The organism is Pseudomonas sp. efr-133-TYG-23 (genome assembly GCF_030209215.1).
Lineage (GTDB): Bacteria > Pseudomonadota > Gammaproteobacteria > Pseudomonadales > Pseudomonadaceae > Aquipseudomonas > Aquipseudomonas rhodesiae.
In genome coordinates, this window is sequence record NZ_JARVSL010000013.1 from 293,926 (window position 1) to 310,293 (window position 16,368).

General features: G+C 62.1%; 16 protein-coding genes. 6 read left to right on the forward strand and 10 right to left on the reverse strand.

Going from position 1 to position 16,368, the window contains the following annotated elements:
• Positions 1-41 precede the first annotated feature (41 nt).
• Positions 42-917, forward strand: coding sequence for an AraC family transcriptional regulator (locus QRN41_RS09105; protein WP_034100516.1), 876 nt, complete (start codon positions 42-44; stop codon positions 915-917).
• Here QRN41_RS09105 and QRN41_RS09110 read toward each other — a convergent pair.
• The 8 genes from QRN41_RS09110 to QRN41_RS09145 all read right to left on the reverse strand — a co-directional run bounded on the left by QRN41_RS09110 (position 914) and on the right by QRN41_RS09145 (position 11,154).
• Entirely contained in the window at positions 914-3,415 is a 2,502-nt protein-coding gene (locus QRN41_RS09110) for a LuxR C-terminal-related transcriptional regulator (RefSeq protein WP_167416604.1), read from the reverse strand. The genes QRN41_RS09105 and QRN41_RS09110 overlap by 4 nt on opposite strands.
• A gap of 154 nt (positions 3,416-3,569) precedes the next feature.
• Positions 3,570-4,928, reverse strand: coding sequence for a DUF1329 domain-containing protein (locus QRN41_RS09115; protein ID WP_034100521.1), 1,359 nt, complete (start codon positions 4,926-4,928; stop codon positions 3,570-3,572).
• Positions 4,929-4,954: 26 nt separating this feature from the next.
• Positions 4,955-6,745 carry a DUF1302 domain-containing protein gene (locus tag QRN41_RS09120; protein ID WP_371264009.1) on the reverse strand — a complete coding sequence of 597 codons (1,791 nt, stop codon included), beginning with the start codon at positions 6,743-6,745 and terminating at the stop codon, positions 4,955-4,957.
• Positions 6,746-7,226: 481 nt separating this feature from the next.
• Positions 7,227-8,138: an SDR family oxidoreductase gene (locus QRN41_RS09125; protein ID WP_167416603.1), complete on the reverse strand. Its 912-nt coding sequence runs from the start codon at positions 8,136-8,138 to the stop codon at positions 7,227-7,229.
• Between the two features lie 118 nt (positions 8,139-8,256).
• A complete protein-coding gene (locus QRN41_RS09130; RefSeq protein WP_167416602.1) occupies positions 8,257-9,159 on the reverse strand; it encodes an alpha/beta fold hydrolase in 903 nt (300 codons plus the stop codon).
• Complete coding sequence (locus QRN41_RS09135) at positions 9,159-9,941, reverse strand: class II aldolase/adducin family protein (RefSeq protein ID WP_167416601.1); 783 nt, start codon at positions 9,939-9,941, stop codon at positions 9,159-9,161. Before QRN41_RS09135 ends, QRN41_RS09130 begins: the two co-directional genes overlap by 1 nt.
• A gap of 150 nt (positions 9,942-10,091) precedes the next feature.
• On the reverse strand, positions 10,092-10,778 hold the full coding sequence (locus QRN41_RS09140; protein WP_034139253.1) for an LrgB family protein: 687 nt from the start codon (positions 10,776-10,778) through the stop codon (positions 10,092-10,094).
• The gene (locus QRN41_RS09145; RefSeq protein ID WP_167416600.1) at positions 10,768-11,154 is read right to left on the reverse strand and encodes a CidA/LrgA family protein; all 387 of its coding nucleotides are present in this window, start codon (positions 11,152-11,154) and stop codon (positions 10,768-10,770) included. Before QRN41_RS09145 ends, QRN41_RS09140 begins: the two co-directional genes overlap by 11 nt.
• A gap of 97 nt (positions 11,155-11,251) precedes the next feature.
• Between QRN41_RS09145 and QRN41_RS09150 the strand changes: the two genes are divergently transcribed.
• Positions 11,252-12,148 carry a LysR family transcriptional regulator gene (locus QRN41_RS09150; protein ID WP_034115059.1) on the forward strand — a complete coding sequence of 299 codons (897 nt, stop codon included), beginning with the start codon at positions 11,252-11,254 and terminating at the stop codon, positions 12,146-12,148.
• Here QRN41_RS09150 and QRN41_RS09155 read toward each other — a convergent pair.
• Entirely contained in the window at positions 12,129-12,584 is a 456-nt protein-coding gene (locus QRN41_RS09155) for a flavodoxin (protein WP_167416599.1), read from the reverse strand. The two genes, QRN41_RS09150 and QRN41_RS09155, sit on opposite strands and share 20 nt — an antisense overlap.
• A 129-nt stretch (positions 12,585-12,713) precedes the next feature.
• Here QRN41_RS09155 and QRN41_RS09160 point away from each other — a divergent pair, with 129 nt between their 5' ends.
• Positions 12,714-13,181: a PAS domain S-box protein gene (locus QRN41_RS09160; protein WP_167416598.1), complete on the forward strand. Its 468-nt coding sequence runs from the start codon at positions 12,714-12,716 to the stop codon at positions 13,179-13,181.
• A gap of 58 nt (positions 13,182-13,239) precedes the next feature.
• Complete coding sequence (locus tag QRN41_RS09165; protein ID WP_034100543.1) at positions 13,240-13,845, forward strand: hypothetical protein; 606 nt, start codon at positions 13,240-13,242, stop codon at positions 13,843-13,845.
• A gap of 2 nt (positions 13,846-13,847) precedes the next feature.
• On the opposite strand, the gene QRN41_RS09170 is transcribed toward QRN41_RS09165, so the two are convergent.
• Positions 13,848-14,807, reverse strand: a complete 960-nt coding sequence (locus tag QRN41_RS09170) for a MerR family transcriptional regulator (RefSeq protein WP_167416596.1) — start codon at positions 14,805-14,807, stop codon at positions 13,848-13,850.
• Between the two features lie 214 nt (positions 14,808-15,021).
• On the opposite strand from QRN41_RS09170, the gene QRN41_RS09175 reads away from it, so the two are divergent.
• Entirely contained in the window at positions 15,022-15,582 is a 561-nt protein-coding gene (locus QRN41_RS09175) for an antibiotic biosynthesis monooxygenase (RefSeq protein WP_123478651.1), read from the forward strand.
• 57 nt (positions 15,583-15,639) lie between these two features.
• Entirely contained in the window at positions 15,640-16,350 is a 711-nt protein-coding gene (gene folM, locus QRN41_RS09180; protein WP_034115062.1) for a dihydromonapterin reductase, read from the forward strand.
• The last annotated feature ends 18 nt before the right edge of the window (positions 16,351-16,368 follow it).

Consider the following 16,368-nt stretch of genomic DNA (forward strand, 5'->3'; position numbering starts at 1 on the left):
GCAGTGCGGAGTAGGATGCAAGGCGTCGGAGAGTACACGCCATGTCAGATCTGGAATCCCTGCAAGTCTTCCAAGCCCTCAACCGCTCGCCCCACGCCCGCCTGGAAGCCTGCGCCGAGCTGGGTGACGGCCTCGCCGCGGCGCTGTGGAGCAATCATCATGACTCCCAGGACTACCAAGCGCCGGGGCATCACACCCTGTCGTGCTATGTGGGCGGCGGCACCGGTACGTTTCGGCGCGACCGGCCCGACACCAAGGGCGGCCCCGACAAGCTGTGCATCCTGCCCGCCGAGCATCAGTCCGGGTGGGTGATCAACGGCGAGATCCGCCTGGCCCATGTGTACTTCAGCCAGGAACAATTTGCCCTCGGTTGCGTGACCCTGCTCGACCGCGAACCACGCACTGTGCAGTTGCACGAGAGCACGTTTCTGGAAGACCCCAGGCAAGCTCAACGCTTTCACCAGTTGATCGCCCTGAACTGGCAGGAACCCGCCGAGCGTTTGCTGACCAGCAGCCTGGCCCACGAACTGCTCAACCACACTTTGCTCAGCCAGGTCGGCTTGCGCGACGGGTTGCGTTTGAAGGGCGGGCTGGCGCCGCACCAACGGCGGTTGTTGGTGGACTACATCGATTACCACTTGGAGGCTCCGCTCAGCCTCGGCCAATTGGCCGGGTTGTGCGCGCTGTCGGAGTACCACTTTGCGCGGATGTTCCGTCAAAGCTTCGGCCTGCCGCCCCATCAATACCTGCTGGCGCGCCGCCTGGCTCGTGCGCAGAGCCTGTTGCGGGGCGGCACCCTGCCCCTTGGCGAGATTGCGCTGATATGCGGCTTCTCCAGCGCCAGCCATTTCACTCACCGCTTCCGCCAGGCCATGGGCGCCACGCCTGGGGAATATCGCCAGGCGTTCTGCGCCTAGGTCATCAAGCCCAACGTCTTGGCCTTGGCCACCGCCTGGGTACGCCGCTCCACGCCGAGCTTGCTGTGGATGCGCCGTGCATGGGTCTTGACGGTGTGCAGGGAGATAAACAAACGGTCGGCGATTTCCAGGTTGGAGTTGCCCAGGGCAATCAATTGCAGCACTTCCAACTCGCGCTGACTGAGTGGGTTTTCCACCGTGCCCGGGCTTGAGGCCTGGGGCTCCATCCCCAGTTCGCTCAACAGCCCCGGCGAGCGCAGACGCAATTCGCGAATCGCTTGCTGCACCTGGCAGCGCGCCGCCAATTCAAGCCCGGCGTGCAATGAACGACGCGCCAGGCCGGCGTCGCCCAGTTGCCAAGCCACTTCGCCCAGCACCAGATGCAATTCGGTTTCCAGACAGAGCATGCCGCGCTGGTGGGTGGCGTCCAGCAGCGCTTGCAGGCGTGCCAGCGGCTGTTCGGCGCAACCCAGTTTTACCTCGGCCAGCACCAATAAGTATTCGAGGCGCGGGATCAACTCCAGAGTGGCCGGCGGCGCTTGCTTGGCCAGCGGCCCACGGAAGTGGCGCAGCACGCGGCGCAGCGCTTCCACGGTCAACTCGGCGCGGCCCTGCTGCAACCAGAAATGCCCGCTGACCAGCAGCAACACCGCGCGGTACACGGTGTCCGGCACCTGGCGTTGCTGCATCAGTCGTTCGGCCTCGCGCAGTTGAATGAACGCCTGGGCGTAATCGCCTCGGTTGGCCGCCAGCAGCGCCAGGCCAAGAAACCCGTAGAGCACGCGTTTGTCCTGGCTGTGCAGGCACAGGGGCAAGCCACTCTCAAAACACTCCGCGGCCAAGGCATCCTGCCCCTGGCGCAACGCCAGGTGCCCGCGGCGCAAGGCGATACGCCCGAGCAACGGTCCGGCCTTGAGCCGCTGCTTGAGCAACATCGCCTGCATATGTTCCAGCAGGCTCTGCGCCCGATGCGGCGCGCCGCGCTGTTCCAGTAACTGTGCGTGATCCAGCTCCAACAACGCTTCCAACAGCAATGAGCCATGGGCACGCGCCAGGCACAGCGCTTCGCGATTGAGGGTTTGTGCCACATCCAATTCACCGCGCAGCAAGGCTTGCTGGGTGAGCCCCGACAGGCACATCAACCGCGAGGTCCAGGCGCTGTCGGGCAAGGCTTGCAAGGCCTCGATAAAGTGCGCGCGCGAACCCTCGGCGTCGCCGTCCAAATGCAGCAACCACCCCCACTGTGCCTGCCAGCGCGCCAGCAAGTGGCGCTGTTGCGCCGCCGTCGGTTGCGGGGCGAAACGCGCAAGTTGGTCGATGCACACCGCCGCCTGCTCGAAGCGCCCGGCAAACAGCAGCGCCGCCGTGACCAGCCCCACCAACTGCGCCGAACCGAGCATCAGTTCGTCGCCATGCTCCTCGTGCAGGCGCAGCAGCAACACCGCGTTCTGCTGACGGAACAGGTCTTCGAAACTGAAATGCTGCAACAGGCTTACCGCCACTTCATATTCTTCGGCCAGCAGCGCCTGTTCGAAGGCGGCCTGCCAGTCCTGCTCGGCGGTGAACCATTGGCAGGCGCGGCGGTGCCAGGAGCGCTTGGTCGGCCAGGGCTCGTCGCGTATCAAGCGTGCCAGGGGTGGGAACACCTGCAACCAATCGCTGCTTTCCCACGCTTGGATAAACGCGCCGAGGGCCTGTAGGTCACGCAGGTACTGATCACCGTCGCCCGCGCCGAACAGGTGCTCGCACAGTCCGGTGTTGAAACGCGGCAGGTGGGCCAGCACGCGCCACGCGTCGGCCAGCTCAGGGGGCAGCGTGCTGAACAGTTCGTGTTGCAGGTAGTCGAGTAGGGTCTTGTCGGGATGACCGTCGCCCAGCAACGCGATGCGCACACCGGCGCACCAGCCGGCGCTGAATTGCAGCACGCCCTCGACGGACTGCCCCGGCGCATGGTTGAGCAGCGCCTGGATCTCTGGGGCGCTGAAGGCCAGCTCCGCGCCGCATTCCAGCAGTTCGTCGTCCAGCAGCAGCCGCGGCCAATTGCACGCCGGCCGCCGCCGCGCGCCTAGCCACCAGGTCAGCGCCGGGCTGCTGGCGGTAAACAGGCGGTCGAGCAAGGCATCGGTTGCGGGAGCGGGCAAGCGGCAAAAGTCATCGAGGAACAACCACGCCGGCGCCTGCCAGCGACCCAGGTCCTGTAGCAACGTGGCTTCATCGGTAAAGGGCAACCCCAGGTTATGCGCCAAGCGCTGGCAGAGATCGAGGGGGTCGAGCGCCACGCCGTTGAGCGGCAGCCAGTACACCTGACAGCCTTCGGGCGCCTGCAATGCGCACTCGGCAAGCAGCGCGCTCTTGCCACTGCCGCCGGGGGCGCACACCAACTTTACCCGCGCGGCAGACGCCAGCAACGGCTCAGCCAGTCGCGGGCGCAGCAGATGATGGGCGGACAGCCGAGGCATGAATCCAGGACGGTCCAGGCAGCGAGTCATGGCGGTCATTGCTGCATCCTGCGTTTTTATTGTTATGCAACCTGACGCGTACCCTAGACCCGTGGCGGGCGATTGTTGAAGAAGTATTCAGCGGGGTGATTGAAGGCCATGCATAAAACCCAAGGTGGGAGGGGGCCAGCCTCCTCCCACCTTTGATTCGGGATCAGCGCACGCCTTCGGCTCGCAACGCCGCCGGAGTGTAGTCCGCCGCCTTGGCTGCGAACCCGAACACGAAGCTGCTCTTCTCCTCGTTCTTCATCCCCAGCGCGATATAACGCCCGGCGATCAAGTCATACAGGGTCTCGACGGTATACGCCGGCACCTGATGGTCGTAGTAGAACTGCGAATGGCCTTCGGCAACCCGCCACAGTTGGCCACGGCCGTCATAGTGATCCACCAGCGCGACTTGCCAGCTGTCTTCATCGATGTACATGTGACGCTTGGCATAGATGTGGCGCTCGCTCGGCTTGACCGTGCCGACCACTTCCCACACGCGGTGCAGCTCGTAGCGGGTCAGGTCCTGGTTGATGTGGCCGGCCTTGATGATGTCGTCATACTTGAGCGACGGCGAGTCGAGCTTGTAGCTGTTGTAGGGGATGTACATCTCTTTTTTGCCCACCAGCTTCCAGTCATAGCGGTCGGGCGCGCCGGAGAACATATCGAAGTTGTCGGTGGTGCGCAGACCGTCGGACGCGGTGCCCGGCCCGTCATAGGACACTTGCGGCGCCCGCCGCACGCGGCGTTGACCGGCGTTGTAGATCCACGCCAGGCGCGGCTCTTTCACCTGGTCGAGGGTTTCGTGCACCAGCAGCACGTTACCCGCCAGGCGCGCCGGCGCGGTCACCGATTGCTTGAAGTAACTCAACACGTTAGCCGCCTTGGCCGGGTCGATATCCGGGATGGCCTGGGGCACCGCCACTTCTTCCTCGAAGCGGATCGGCGTGTAGCTGCCATTGGTCTGTGGGGTGGCCTGGGTGATGATGCGACGCAGGTTGCCGCCGTGATAACGGGTGATGTGGTTCCACAGCACCTCCACGCCATTCTTGGGAATCGGGAACGCGTAGTAACGATTGCCGGTGAAGTTCTCCAGGCCGTTACCGTCGTTGATCGCCTTGACGTTCAGCGCGCTGCGCTTGATCGATTCATAGATGTCAGGCGGCAGGTTCACCGTGCGGTGGCTGGGGTAGACCGGGATCTTGTAGGTCTCGGGGTAGCGCTTGAACATCGCCACTTGGCCGTCGGATAGTTTGTCCTTGTACTTGTCCACCGTAGCGGCGGTGATCACAAACAGCGGTTTTTCATTGGCGAACGGGTCAGCCAGAAAGCCTTTGCTGTCCACCGCGCCGGCGTTTTTAGGGATGCCACCGGTCCAGGCCGGGATCGAACCGTCGGCATTACCGGCCTTCTCCGCGCCCACCGGAGTGAGGGTGGTGCCAAGCTTGGCGGCTTCTTCCGGGGAAACCGCGGCCCATACGTTGGCGGCCAACAAGCTGAGGGCCAACACTGCAATTGTCTTACGCATACGTTCTTGTCCTTCTTTAAGCCAAATCAGAAGTTCACGCCGAAGCTGAGGGCGAGGAAGTCACGGTCGGTCAGGGTGTTGTAATCGCCGCCGAAGAAGTCGGTGTAACTGAGGCTGGCGGTGTAGGTGCTGCGGTAGTCAGCATCGACGCCCACGCTGATGGCCTTGGCGCCTTTGTTGAACAGGCCGTTGGGGCCGTAGCCGGCAACGTCATGGGACCAGGACAGGTTGGGTTTGAGGTTCACCCCGGCAATCGCGTTGTTGTAGTCCAGGATCGCCCGCGCGCGGTAACCCCAGGACGTCGAGGTGACGAAACCGTCGGTGTCGCCCTGGAATCCGTAAGCGCCATACACCGAGTCGCGGCCGTAACGCAGTTTGGATTTGTCTTCCAGGCCCGCCACATGTACCACGGCCGCTTCGCCCACCACCGTCAGACGCTCAGCGCCCAACACCTGGTCGAAGAACTGGGTCATGGAGCTCTGGATCTGGGTGATTTCCTTGCGGCGGTAGCCGGTGTTGTCATCCCCGAAGTTGCTGCGAATCGGCGAGGCCGCCTGGCCGGCGACCGGGTTGATCAAGGCCAGGGTCAGGTCGGTGGTGTTCAGTTGCACCGGCGCATTCGGCCGGTAGCTGATCTCCCCGGTCCAGGCCGTACCGGTGGGCAACGTGGTGGAGAAACTGGCGCCGAACAGTCGGATATCTTCCGGGTAATCGAGGTAGTACTGGCCACGCCCGAGCATCAGGCTTTGCACCAGGCCCGCACCGGAACCGGGGGCCAGGCCATTGGCCGCGCCGGCGATGGCGCCGAGGGTGGCCAGGCTGGTGTTGTTGGTGATGGTGCCCACGGTCGGGGTCCGGCTGTGGTAGTTCATGAAGTACAGGCCGTACTCGGTGTCGTCGCCCAACCAGCGCAATGCGGCGCCGAACTGGCCGGAATCCCGCGCATCGCGGTCGCCGGCACGCCGTACGATCACCCCTTCATTGGCCACACTAAAACCCTGGCCGAACGCCGCCGCTACCGGTTGCAACGGGCGGATGGCCGGGTTGCCGACTGTGTAATTATTGGTGCAACCGTCCGCCGCCACATCGCCACCGAAGAACGTGCCGCAGTTGTCCAACACGGTCTGGTCCCATTCCAGCTGATAGAAACCTTCCACGGTCAGCTGGTTGGTCAGGCTCTGGGACGCGAACAGCATGTTGACCGGGATCAGGCCTTCCTTGATCTCGGCGCCCGGCCGACGAAACGCTGACACGTCGATCGGGTTGATGCTGTTGATGGAGTTACCGATGAAGGTGCTTTCGCCCCAACTGACCACCTGCTTACCGGCGCGCACGGTGCCCGGCAGGTCGCCCAAGGAATAGTTGTGGTAGACGAACGCATCGAGGATCTCTGCGCCGCTGGATTTGGCGCCTTCCTTGCGGTTGTGGTCGCTGATGGGCTTGAACTCGCGGTCTTCGTCCTTGAGTTCGAAGTCGTACCAGTATTTGCCGCGCACGAATACGCCGGTATCGCCGTACTTCAGCTCCAGATCGTGCAAGCCTTTAAAGATTTTGGAGAAGGTCTCGCCCTTCTTGAAGTTGAGACGTCCGTCATCCCCCGTGGAAGCCTGGCCCGTGCCGCCGTTGACGGTGCCCACGAGCTTCTTGTCGGCATCGCGCATGCCCCAACTCGAACCGACCGACAGCGACGAATCGAATTGCCCTTCGATCTCGCCAATGTTGAACGAAACAGCCTGCGCCTGAGCGCAGCAACCCAACGCAACCGCAGCGGCCAGCGCCTGTGGCGTGAAGATGGCGCGCATTGTTGTTTTTGTCATGCGTCTTCCCCGGTGAGTGACAGAAGGCCCCACCCTACTGCCGCGCATCAGGAGCGATAAGCGCACCAAGGAGGGATTCGTGTTGTCGCTCGAAAGGATTACAGGCCGCTCTGGCTGGGTGCGGGCGCGGGTATGCGCCGGGTGGATGGGGCACTATCAGGAACATGGATGGCGAACTTATGACTGTTTCCGGATACGTAACAGTCCTTGTCCTGAACCGCTATTACTCATCTTGTTACAAACCGCTATTCTGACCGGGCTTTCAGGGCAAACCGCCCGCTTCCAGGTTTGGAAGACAAGCTGAAGTTCAATAGATTGATGCCTTTTTTCAATCTGTTACCGGTGTTCACTGACGTTGATTTGTTGCTCCTTGATCAAACGTCTTACTTCGGCCGCTGCCTGTGCAGCGGCCTTTTTTATGCGCGAAACAAAACGGGGCGCCATCAGCGCCCCGTGGGATTCAAGCATGTTCAGGCAATGATCACAGGCTGTATTTCTGCAAGTTGGCCATCATCTCCTTCAACGCTTCGATATTGTCCTTGGGGTGCGCGGCGCCTTCGAAGTCGCAGATCTGCGCCCAATGGGTGGCCACATCGTCCGGGGAGAACCCGGCTTCGGGGTCGAAGCCCACGCCCAGGCTGCGCTCCCAGCGGGTCTTGCCGATCCAGCCACCGCCCACTTCGAACAGCCCCGAGGTTTCCTGGCAGGCCTCACTGCCCAAGTACACCACCAGCGGGCTGACCAGCTCCGGCTTGAGGCGTTCGAACACCTGCGGCGGAATCAAGCCTTCAGTCATGCGCGTGGCGCCGGTCGGGGCTATGGCATTGACCAGGATGTTGTTCTTGCGGCCTTCCAGCGCCAGGGTGCGGGTCAGGCCGTACAGGCCGAGCTTGGCCATGCCGTAGTTGGACTGGCCGAAGTTGCCGTAGATGCCCGAGGTGGACGCGGTGAAGATCACCCGGCCATAACCTTGCTCGCGCAGATGGGGCCAGGCGGCGCGGGTGACTTTGTAGGCGCCTTCGACATGCACCCGGTAAACCAGGTCCCAGTCGCTGTCGTCCATTTTATGAAAGGTCTTGTCCCGCAGAATGCCGGCGTTGTTGACCACCACGTCGATACGGCCAAACGCATCGAGAGCGTTCTGCACGATCTTGTCACCGTCGGTGACAGAGTCATGGTTGGCCTCGGCGATACCGCCCGCCGCACGAATCTCCGCCACTACACGGTCAGCCGCCGACGCACTGGCGCCCTCGCCCTGGGTCGAACCGCCGAGATCGTTGACCAGCACCTTGGCGCCATGCCGGGCGAACAACAGCGCATGGGCCCGGCCCAAGCCGCCGCCGGCACCGGTGACGATCACGACCTTATCCTGAAACTGCACTGACTCACTCATACCGAACTCCAATGGCGACAATGGGAATGGCTGGAGTGTCAGGCACAGGGCCTTTGGTCACAATAAATACGGTCGCGGCTGAATGGTGCGCGATAAGGCTGAGGGATAATTGCGCGCCTCAGGAATAGGCCACCTGCGACGCGGGCCGCCCGATCCGGTCACGAAATGCCAGGTAGTGCTTGAGCACCTGCACCGGCGCCTCGACCTGTGGGTAATGGCCGATATTGGCCAGCAGCACCGTATCAGCATTCGGTATCAACTGCTGGTAACGCTCCACCATGTGGGCACCGGAAATCGGATCGATCTCGCCGTCGATCACCCGCAACGGCACGCCCCCCTTTTGCATGGCCTGCACCCAACGCTCGCGCAGGCGCCGACGCTGGGGGATGTAAGCGATCAATTTGTGCAGGATGCGCGGGCCATCGTTGCAACTGATCAGGCTCCAGTAATCATCCAGGGCACTTTCGCTGGGGCGGGTGGAGGGGCCGAAAATCTGGCTGAAGCTTTTCGACAGGGCATTGCGCCCGAAGGCCCGCCCGATCATCCAACCCAATGGGCTGAGCAAGAGTTTCTGCACCAGCGCCGGGCGATGGGTTTCCGGAAACAGCCCACCGTTGAGAAACACCCCACTGGCCATGCGGAAGCGGCCTTCATAGTGCCGCGCCAACAGTTCTTGGGCGACGCTGTCGCCATAGTCGTGGGCCAACACATGTACCGGTTGATCCACACACAGATGGTCGAGCAGGGCCTGCTGCAAATCCGCCTGTTCCAACAGGCAGTAGCCATGGTCCAGGGGCTTGTCCGAATCGCCGAAACCGAGCATGTCGCAGGCGATCACTAGGTAGCGCTGGGCCAGGGCTTGCCACAGGTAATGCCAGTCCCAACTGGCCGTGGGAAAACCGTGGATCAGCAACAGCGGCTCGCCCTGCCCCGCTACCCAGTAGCGGATGGTACGGCCATGAAAGTCGAAATCCTGGCCACGCTTGCGCCAGGCTCGAAGCGGGATCTCGGCGATTGGCATCAGGTTTTATACCCAGGGTTTTGATGGTCCAGCTTACGCAGCAACGCCGGCCAGGCCAGCGCGCCGCCCATGCCTTGAGCGCTCTTGGTGACGGCCGCGCTCATGGCCTTCGCTCCCGCGAGAATCTGCGGCTCGATGCCAATCAGCTCGGCACCGCCGGTTTGCGCCAGTACTTGGATTTCGCAGGCGCGCTGGAAGATAAACATCATCAGGAATGTGTCGGCGATGCTAGCGCCGCAGGTCAGCAGGCCATGGTTGTGCAACATCAGAAAGTGACTGTCGCCCAGATCGGCTTGCAGGCGGGCCTTTTCCTCGTGGTTCAGCGCCACCCCTTCGTAAGCGTGATAGGCCAGGCTGGAGAGCACGAAGATCGATTGCTGACTGATGGGCAATACGCCCTGTTTCTGCGCAGCCACGGCGACACCGGCGGCGGTGTGGGTGTGCAGCACGCAGGTCACATCGTGGCGCACTTCATGGATGGCGCTGTGGATGGTGTAGCCGGCCGGGTTGATGTCATAGGGGCTGTCCATGCGCTTGTTGCCGGCCTGGTCGACCTTGACCAGGCTCGACGCGGTAATCTCGTGGAACATCAGGCCGTAGGGGTTGATCAGGAAATCGTCGGTGCCCGGCACTTTGGCCGATATATGGGTGAAGATCAGATCGTCCCAACCATGCATCGCTACCAGGCGATAGCACGCGGCAAGGTCGACACGCGTTTGCCACTCGGCAGCGCTGACCTGGGCCTGGACATTGTGTGGCGATACAACCGGGGCTAGGCTCACGGTGATGACCTCCTTGGCGCACGTTCTTATTGTTTTTTTTTGGGATGGGCCAGTCTAGTCAGGCGCCTTGGCTGGCGGAGTCGCCTTGGCAGCCAGCTTGATGACTGTGCGAGTCAGCTTTGAGAATAGTTGAAATTCGTCCAAGCGCCGTCAGAGAAGCGCCGCCAATAAAGGCGCGGCAAACAGGTTGAGCAGGCCGGTCAGCACCATCACCAGGCCGGCCACCGAGCCTTCTTCGCCACCCACCTCATGGGCGCGGCTCACACCCGCACCGTGGGCGCCTACCCCGAACAGCGCGCCACGCGCCAACGGCGTGCGCAACGGCAGCCATTTGAGCAACACGCCGCCGAGCATGGCGCCGATCACCCCGGTGAACATCACGAATACAGCCGTGAGTTCCGGCACCCCGCCAAGGTCGGATGACACCGGCATGGCGAACGGCGTAGTGATCGAGCGCGGCACCAGCGACAACGCCACCGAGCTGTCCAACGCCAGCGCTTTGGCCAGGCCAAACGAGGTGGCGATGGAGGCTGCGCTGCCCGCCACCATCCCCAGCAACAACGCCGACCAGTGTCGCGCCAACAAACGGCGCTGCTGCCAGATAGGCACCGCGAACGCCACGGTGACCGGGCCTAGCACCCCAATCAACCAGTGGGTGTCGGTGGCGTATTCGGCATAGGCGGTATGCATCGGCACCGCCACCGCCAGCAGCAACACCGGCACCAGGACCAACGGCGACAACAGATAACGCCCGGTGCGTCGATACAACCAACGGCTGAAGACATAGGCGCCGAGGGTCAGCGCAAGCCAGAACAACGGCATCAGTTCAAACTTCATGGCGCAACCTCCAGCGGCACACCAGCTCCACGGTAAACGCCGTGACCAGCATTACAGCCAATGTGCTGCAACCGATCACCAGCAGGATGCGCCAGCCTTCGTTGCGTACCAGGCCGCCGTAGTCCAACAGGCTCATCAATGCAGGAATAAAGAACAGCAGCATTTCCGCCATTAACACACCGGCGCCAAATTGCAGCGTGGCCGGTTGCACCAAGCCACTGGCGAAGGCCACCAGCAACAGGCCCAGGCCCACCACGCCGCCGGGAATCGGCCAGGCCAGCCAGGCGGCTAATTGGCATCCCAGCAGGTAGATAGCCAGCAACACCACCAGTTCGGTCAACAGGCGGCCAAGGGGTTTAAAGGTAAGACGATTCATGGTTGGGGTCCTCGCAGGGCTTCTATTTTAAAGAGCCCATGCCTATCCCCGAAGCGAATTGTTAGACTGCCAGCCATTCCAGACTGGAATCGGACCCATGGAATTCAAACAGCTGCGCAGTTTTGTCGAAGTGGTTCATCGCGGCGGGTTTACCCAGGCCGGTAAAACCCTGCATATCAGCCAATCGGCGGTCAGTAAGCAGGTCGCACAATTGGAATACAGCCTCGGCACGCCGCTGCTGGAGCGCACTGGTTCGCACATTCGCCTGACCGCCGCTGGCCGCGTCGTGTTGCAACGCGCCGAAGCCATGCTGCGCTTGCAAAGCGAACTGCAGAGCGAACTGGACGACATGCAACAGCTCACCCGTGGCGAGTTACGCCTGGGCCTGCCGCAGCTAGGCGGCGATACCTTGTTCGCCGAGCTATTTGCCGAATACCGCCGACGCTACCCCAACGTGACTATCCAATTGCTGGAAGGCGGCACGCGTAGCATCGAACAGGCGATTCTCAACGGCGAATTGGAAGTGGGCGGCAGCCTGATGCCCAGCGACCCGGCGTTTGCCTGGCAGGCGTTCTGCGATGAACCGCTGGACGCGTTGCTGCCCGTGGATCACCCCTTGGCGCAACAACCACAGGTACGCCTGGAGGCGCTGGCCGACACACCGTTCCTGATGTACCAGCGCAGCTTCGTGTTGAATGATCGGCTGCTGCAAGCCTGCCAAAGCCTGGGCTTTACCCCCAAGGAAGCCGGGCGCAGCGGCCAGGCGGATTTCCTTGCGGCCCTGGTCGCGGCCGGCCAGGGCGTGGTGCTGCTACCCAGCGTGGTCGCCCGTGGGCTGGTGCGTCCAGGGGTGGTGCGCGTGCCCCTGCAAGCGCCGGATTATCTGCGTTGGGACATTGCTTTTATCTGGCGCGAAGGCGCTTATCTGTCGAAAGCCGCCCAAGCCTGGCTGGCACTGTTGCGTGAGTACCCACTCAACCGCGCAGTGCCGTGATCAACTCGCCCAGCCACGGTTCGGCGTCGGTTTCCGGGGTCACGCTTTCGCTGGCATCCAGGCGCAGCATCGGCAGCACTTCGCTCACGCCCAGCTCGCCGAACAGCTCGCGCATCTGCTCGCCACCGGCGCAGAAGGTATCGCCGTAGCTGGCGTCGCCCAGGGCGATTACCGCGCCAGGCAAACCGCGCAAAGCGGCAGGTAGTTGATCGCGAAGTGTCGAGTACAGAGGCTGGAGGTTGTCGGGCAATTCACCCATGCCGGTGGTGGACGTCACGGCCACGAGCGCCTGGGGGGCATACGCCTGCACGTCCGCCAGGGTGGCGCGAGGATCGTGCCAGGCCTCGAAGCCTGCGGCTTTGAGGAGGCCGACGGCGTGGCGGGCCACTTCTTCTGCGGTGCCGTACACCGAGCCGGAAAGGATGGCGACTTTCATCAATCTGATCCTGTAGTTGAGCGAAAACCTGGGATATTAACAGCTGGCGCAAAAATTTCGCGGCGCCCCGTGCAAGATTCAGCACTTGCCATAAACTGCACATTCCACCGACATGCCATGGACCGCTCAATGATTAATGCCAAGCTGATGCAACTGGTCATCAATGCGTCGAACGACGGTATCGTCGTCGCCGAACGCGAAGGCAAAGACAAACCACTGATTTACGTCAACCCGGCATTCGAACGGCTGACCGGTTACACCTTGGATGAAATCCTCTATCAGGACTGCCGCTTCCTGCAATCGGGCGATCGCGACCAACCCGCGCTGATGGCCATTCGCGACACGCTGGAGAGCGGCGGCGCCTGCCGAGAAATCCTGCGTAATTACCGCAAGGACGGCAGTCATTTCTGGAATGAGCTTTCTCTTTCGACGGTTTATAACCAGGCCGACAAGCAGACGTATTTTGTCGGTGTGCAGAAGGACGTCACCCAGCAGGTCAAGGCCCAACAACGCGTGGCCCAGTTGGAAGCCGAACTGGCCCAGGTCAAGGCCGAGCTGGCCGCCCTTCGCGCGACCAGCGGCTCAAACAAAATTTAGAAAACAGAATCACTAAAGGGGATAATGGCGCTTTAGCACCTCCTACCGAGCAACGGCGATGCCACGCAACGCACTTCTGACCCAGGATGAACTGGACTTCATTCAGAACATGCAGCACAACCCGCAACTCAACCTGCGGGATTCTTCGTCGAGCCTGACCGTCAACGGCGGCGCGCAGATTCGCGATCTACTCACCCGCCTCGCGGCTCATGACCATGTGACCATCCAGGCGCAGTTCGACAACCAGCAACTGACCTTCCCTTTGCAGTTGGTAGAGGACGAGTTCAATGCTGTGCATCTGCGGCTAGGCGTGCCGAGTATTTTCGAAGACGGGCCCATGATTCGCCCGTGGCGGCTGGCACTGGAAACGCCGGTGGCATTGGAGAATATCCGGGGCATCCCTGGCGCCCTGTGGGTGCATGAGGTGTCATTCAAAGGCGTGCTGGTGGAAATCCGCGGGCGCTTCAAGCCGCCGAAAACCTTCGCGTTGTGGTTCAGCCCTTCCGGCTACGAGCGCATCGCCCTGCGCGGCACGCTGCAACGGGAAACCGCGCGGGGCCTGTTCGCCTATCGCATTAGCCAGAGCAACGTGGACGAAACCGAACGCCTGCGCCACTTCATCCTGCACCAGCACCGCCTGGCGCACCCGCACGTGCACGCCTGAAATCAGGTATCGAGGCTGCCGCTGAGGAACTGCTGCAAGCGGCGCTGCATCACCGGCCCGTCATTGCCCAAGCAGCCGATGGAAGAGCCCGCCAGGTCGTTTTCGGCCAGGTCCGAAGCATCCCCGGCGATAAATAGCGGGCAATCCAGGGTTTGCGCCAGGCGGTTCAACCGCGCAGCCAGGTCGTGGTTATGGGCATGATTGGAGAAGATCACCAGCGCCTGGGGCTGGATCTTCTGGCAGACCAGCGTCAACTCGTCGAAAGGCTGGCCCATCCCGAGCACCCTCACGGCTAGGCCGTCGCGCGCCATCAGCAAGCCCGCCACCAGCAATTCCAACTTACGGCATTCGCCCGGCAGAGCCGCCAGTAAAACCCGACGCGGTGCTGCGGCGCTTGCCAGTTGCAGACGCTGCGATACTTGCATGCGCAGGAAGGCGTCGAAGAACAACCATTCACTGGCCTGGCCGAAGCGTCCTTGATGGCGCAGCAGCTCACTCCATAACGGCATCAGGATGTCTTGGAATGCGACGCTGACGGGGTAGGTGGCAAGCACCTGGCCGTACAGGCTCTCCAGTTGGCGGTCATCGAAACCACTGATGGCCTGTCTCAGCCGTGCCTGTAACTGCAGCCATTCATTCTCCTGCGGCGCAACCCCTTCGGCGCGGACCGCTTCAGCCTGGCGAGCATCCCGGGCGAGAATCTTGCCCACTTTACTGACCGCCACGCCACGCTCGACCCAACTGAGAATGCGATTGACCGTCTCAATATCGTGCCGAGAGTACAACCGATGCCCACTTTCGGTGCGCATTGGCTGGATCAGACCGTAGCGTCGCTCCCAGGCACGCAGGGTGACGGGGTTGATGCCTGTCATTCTGGACACTTCGCGGATCGGAAACAGCTCTTGGGAATCCGTCGAATCTGAATGCGAAATACTATCAACAGGGGCAATGATCACAGGCATTTAAGACCAAAGAACCAACGGTAAGCGGGGCCTCATTTAACGCCTTTAAAGCTGTCTATTTCAAGGCCTGTGCTTTTCAGACCAATGTCGCTGGTGTATTGGCTGAATTCAGGAATAATCCTTGCCTGTTTTTTCCACGTCGCTGCATTACCCCGCAGCCTCGTCTGTGTGCCACCTACCCGGTCAAGCGCACCTGTCTATTTGGAGATACACAATGTCTACCTCTCCCGTCACCCTGATGGTCGCCCGCCGTGTGGCCAAGGGACGCTACGAAGAACTGATGGCCTGGCTGCGCGAAGGCGAGCAATTGGCCACCGACTTCCCTGGTTACCTGGGCTCGGGCGTACTCGCGCCACCGCCCAACGACGATGAGTTCCAGATCATTTTCCGGTTCGCCGATGAACAGACCCTGCACGCCTGGGAGTTTTCGGCGTCGCGCAGTGCCTGGCTGAGCCGGGGCAGCGACTTGTTTGCCGACCCGTCCGAGCACCGTGTGCGTGGCATCGACGGTTGGTTCGGCGCAGTAGGTGCACGTCCACCGCGCTGGAAGCAGGCCGTGGCGATCTGGCTGGCCTTTTTCCCGGTGTCGCTGCTGTTCAACTTTGTGTTGGGGCCGCTGCTCAACGGGCTGGAGCTGGTGCCTCGGGTGCTGGTCAGTACCCTGGCGCTGACGCCACTGATGGTTTACCTGTTCATCCCGCTGTCGACCCACCTGCTGGCGAACTGGCTGCACCCCACCCCGCCACCGCCCAAGACCACCGAAGCGGCGGCGTAAATACAGAGGCCGCGTGTCGCTGGTATGATTCGAGCCTGCCAGCGACGCGAGCCTCCCATGACTGCAACGAACGCCCCGATCCTGATCACCGGCGCCGGCCAGCGTGTCGGCCTGCATTGCGCCCATCGCCTGCTGGACGAGGGTCAACCGGTTATTTTCAGTTACCGCAGCGAACGCCCCGGCGTGCAGGCCTTGCGCGAACGCGGCGCGATCGGCATCTTCGCTGACTTCTCCAGCGAGGCCGGGGTGCTGGCGTTTATCGCGCAAGTGCACACCCGCACTCAAAGCCTGCGCGCGATCATTCATAACGCCTCGGCCTGGATCGCGGAAACCCCGGGTGATGAAAGCCGCGCGTTTATCGACATGTTCAATGTGCACATGCTTGCGCCGTACCTGATCAACCTGCATTGTTCACCTTTGCTGCAACGCTCTTCACCCGCCGATATCGTGCATATCAGCGATGACGTGGTGCGCAAGGGCAGCCGCCAGCACATCGCCTATTGCGCCACCAAGGCCGGGCTCGACAGCCTGACCCTGTCGTTCGCCGCGCAGTTCGCGCCGCGGATCAAGGTCAACGGCATTGCGCCGGCCATGGTGATGTTCAACGAGGGTGATGACGCGGCCTATCGCGCCAAAGTCCTGGCCAAATCGGCACTGGGCATCGAGCCCGGCCCCGACGTGATCTACCAGAGCGTGCGTTACCTGTTGGATAACCCTTATGTCACCGGTACCACCCTGACCGTCAATGGCGGGCGGCATATCAAGTAAGCCGTTTTGAGGATGTTG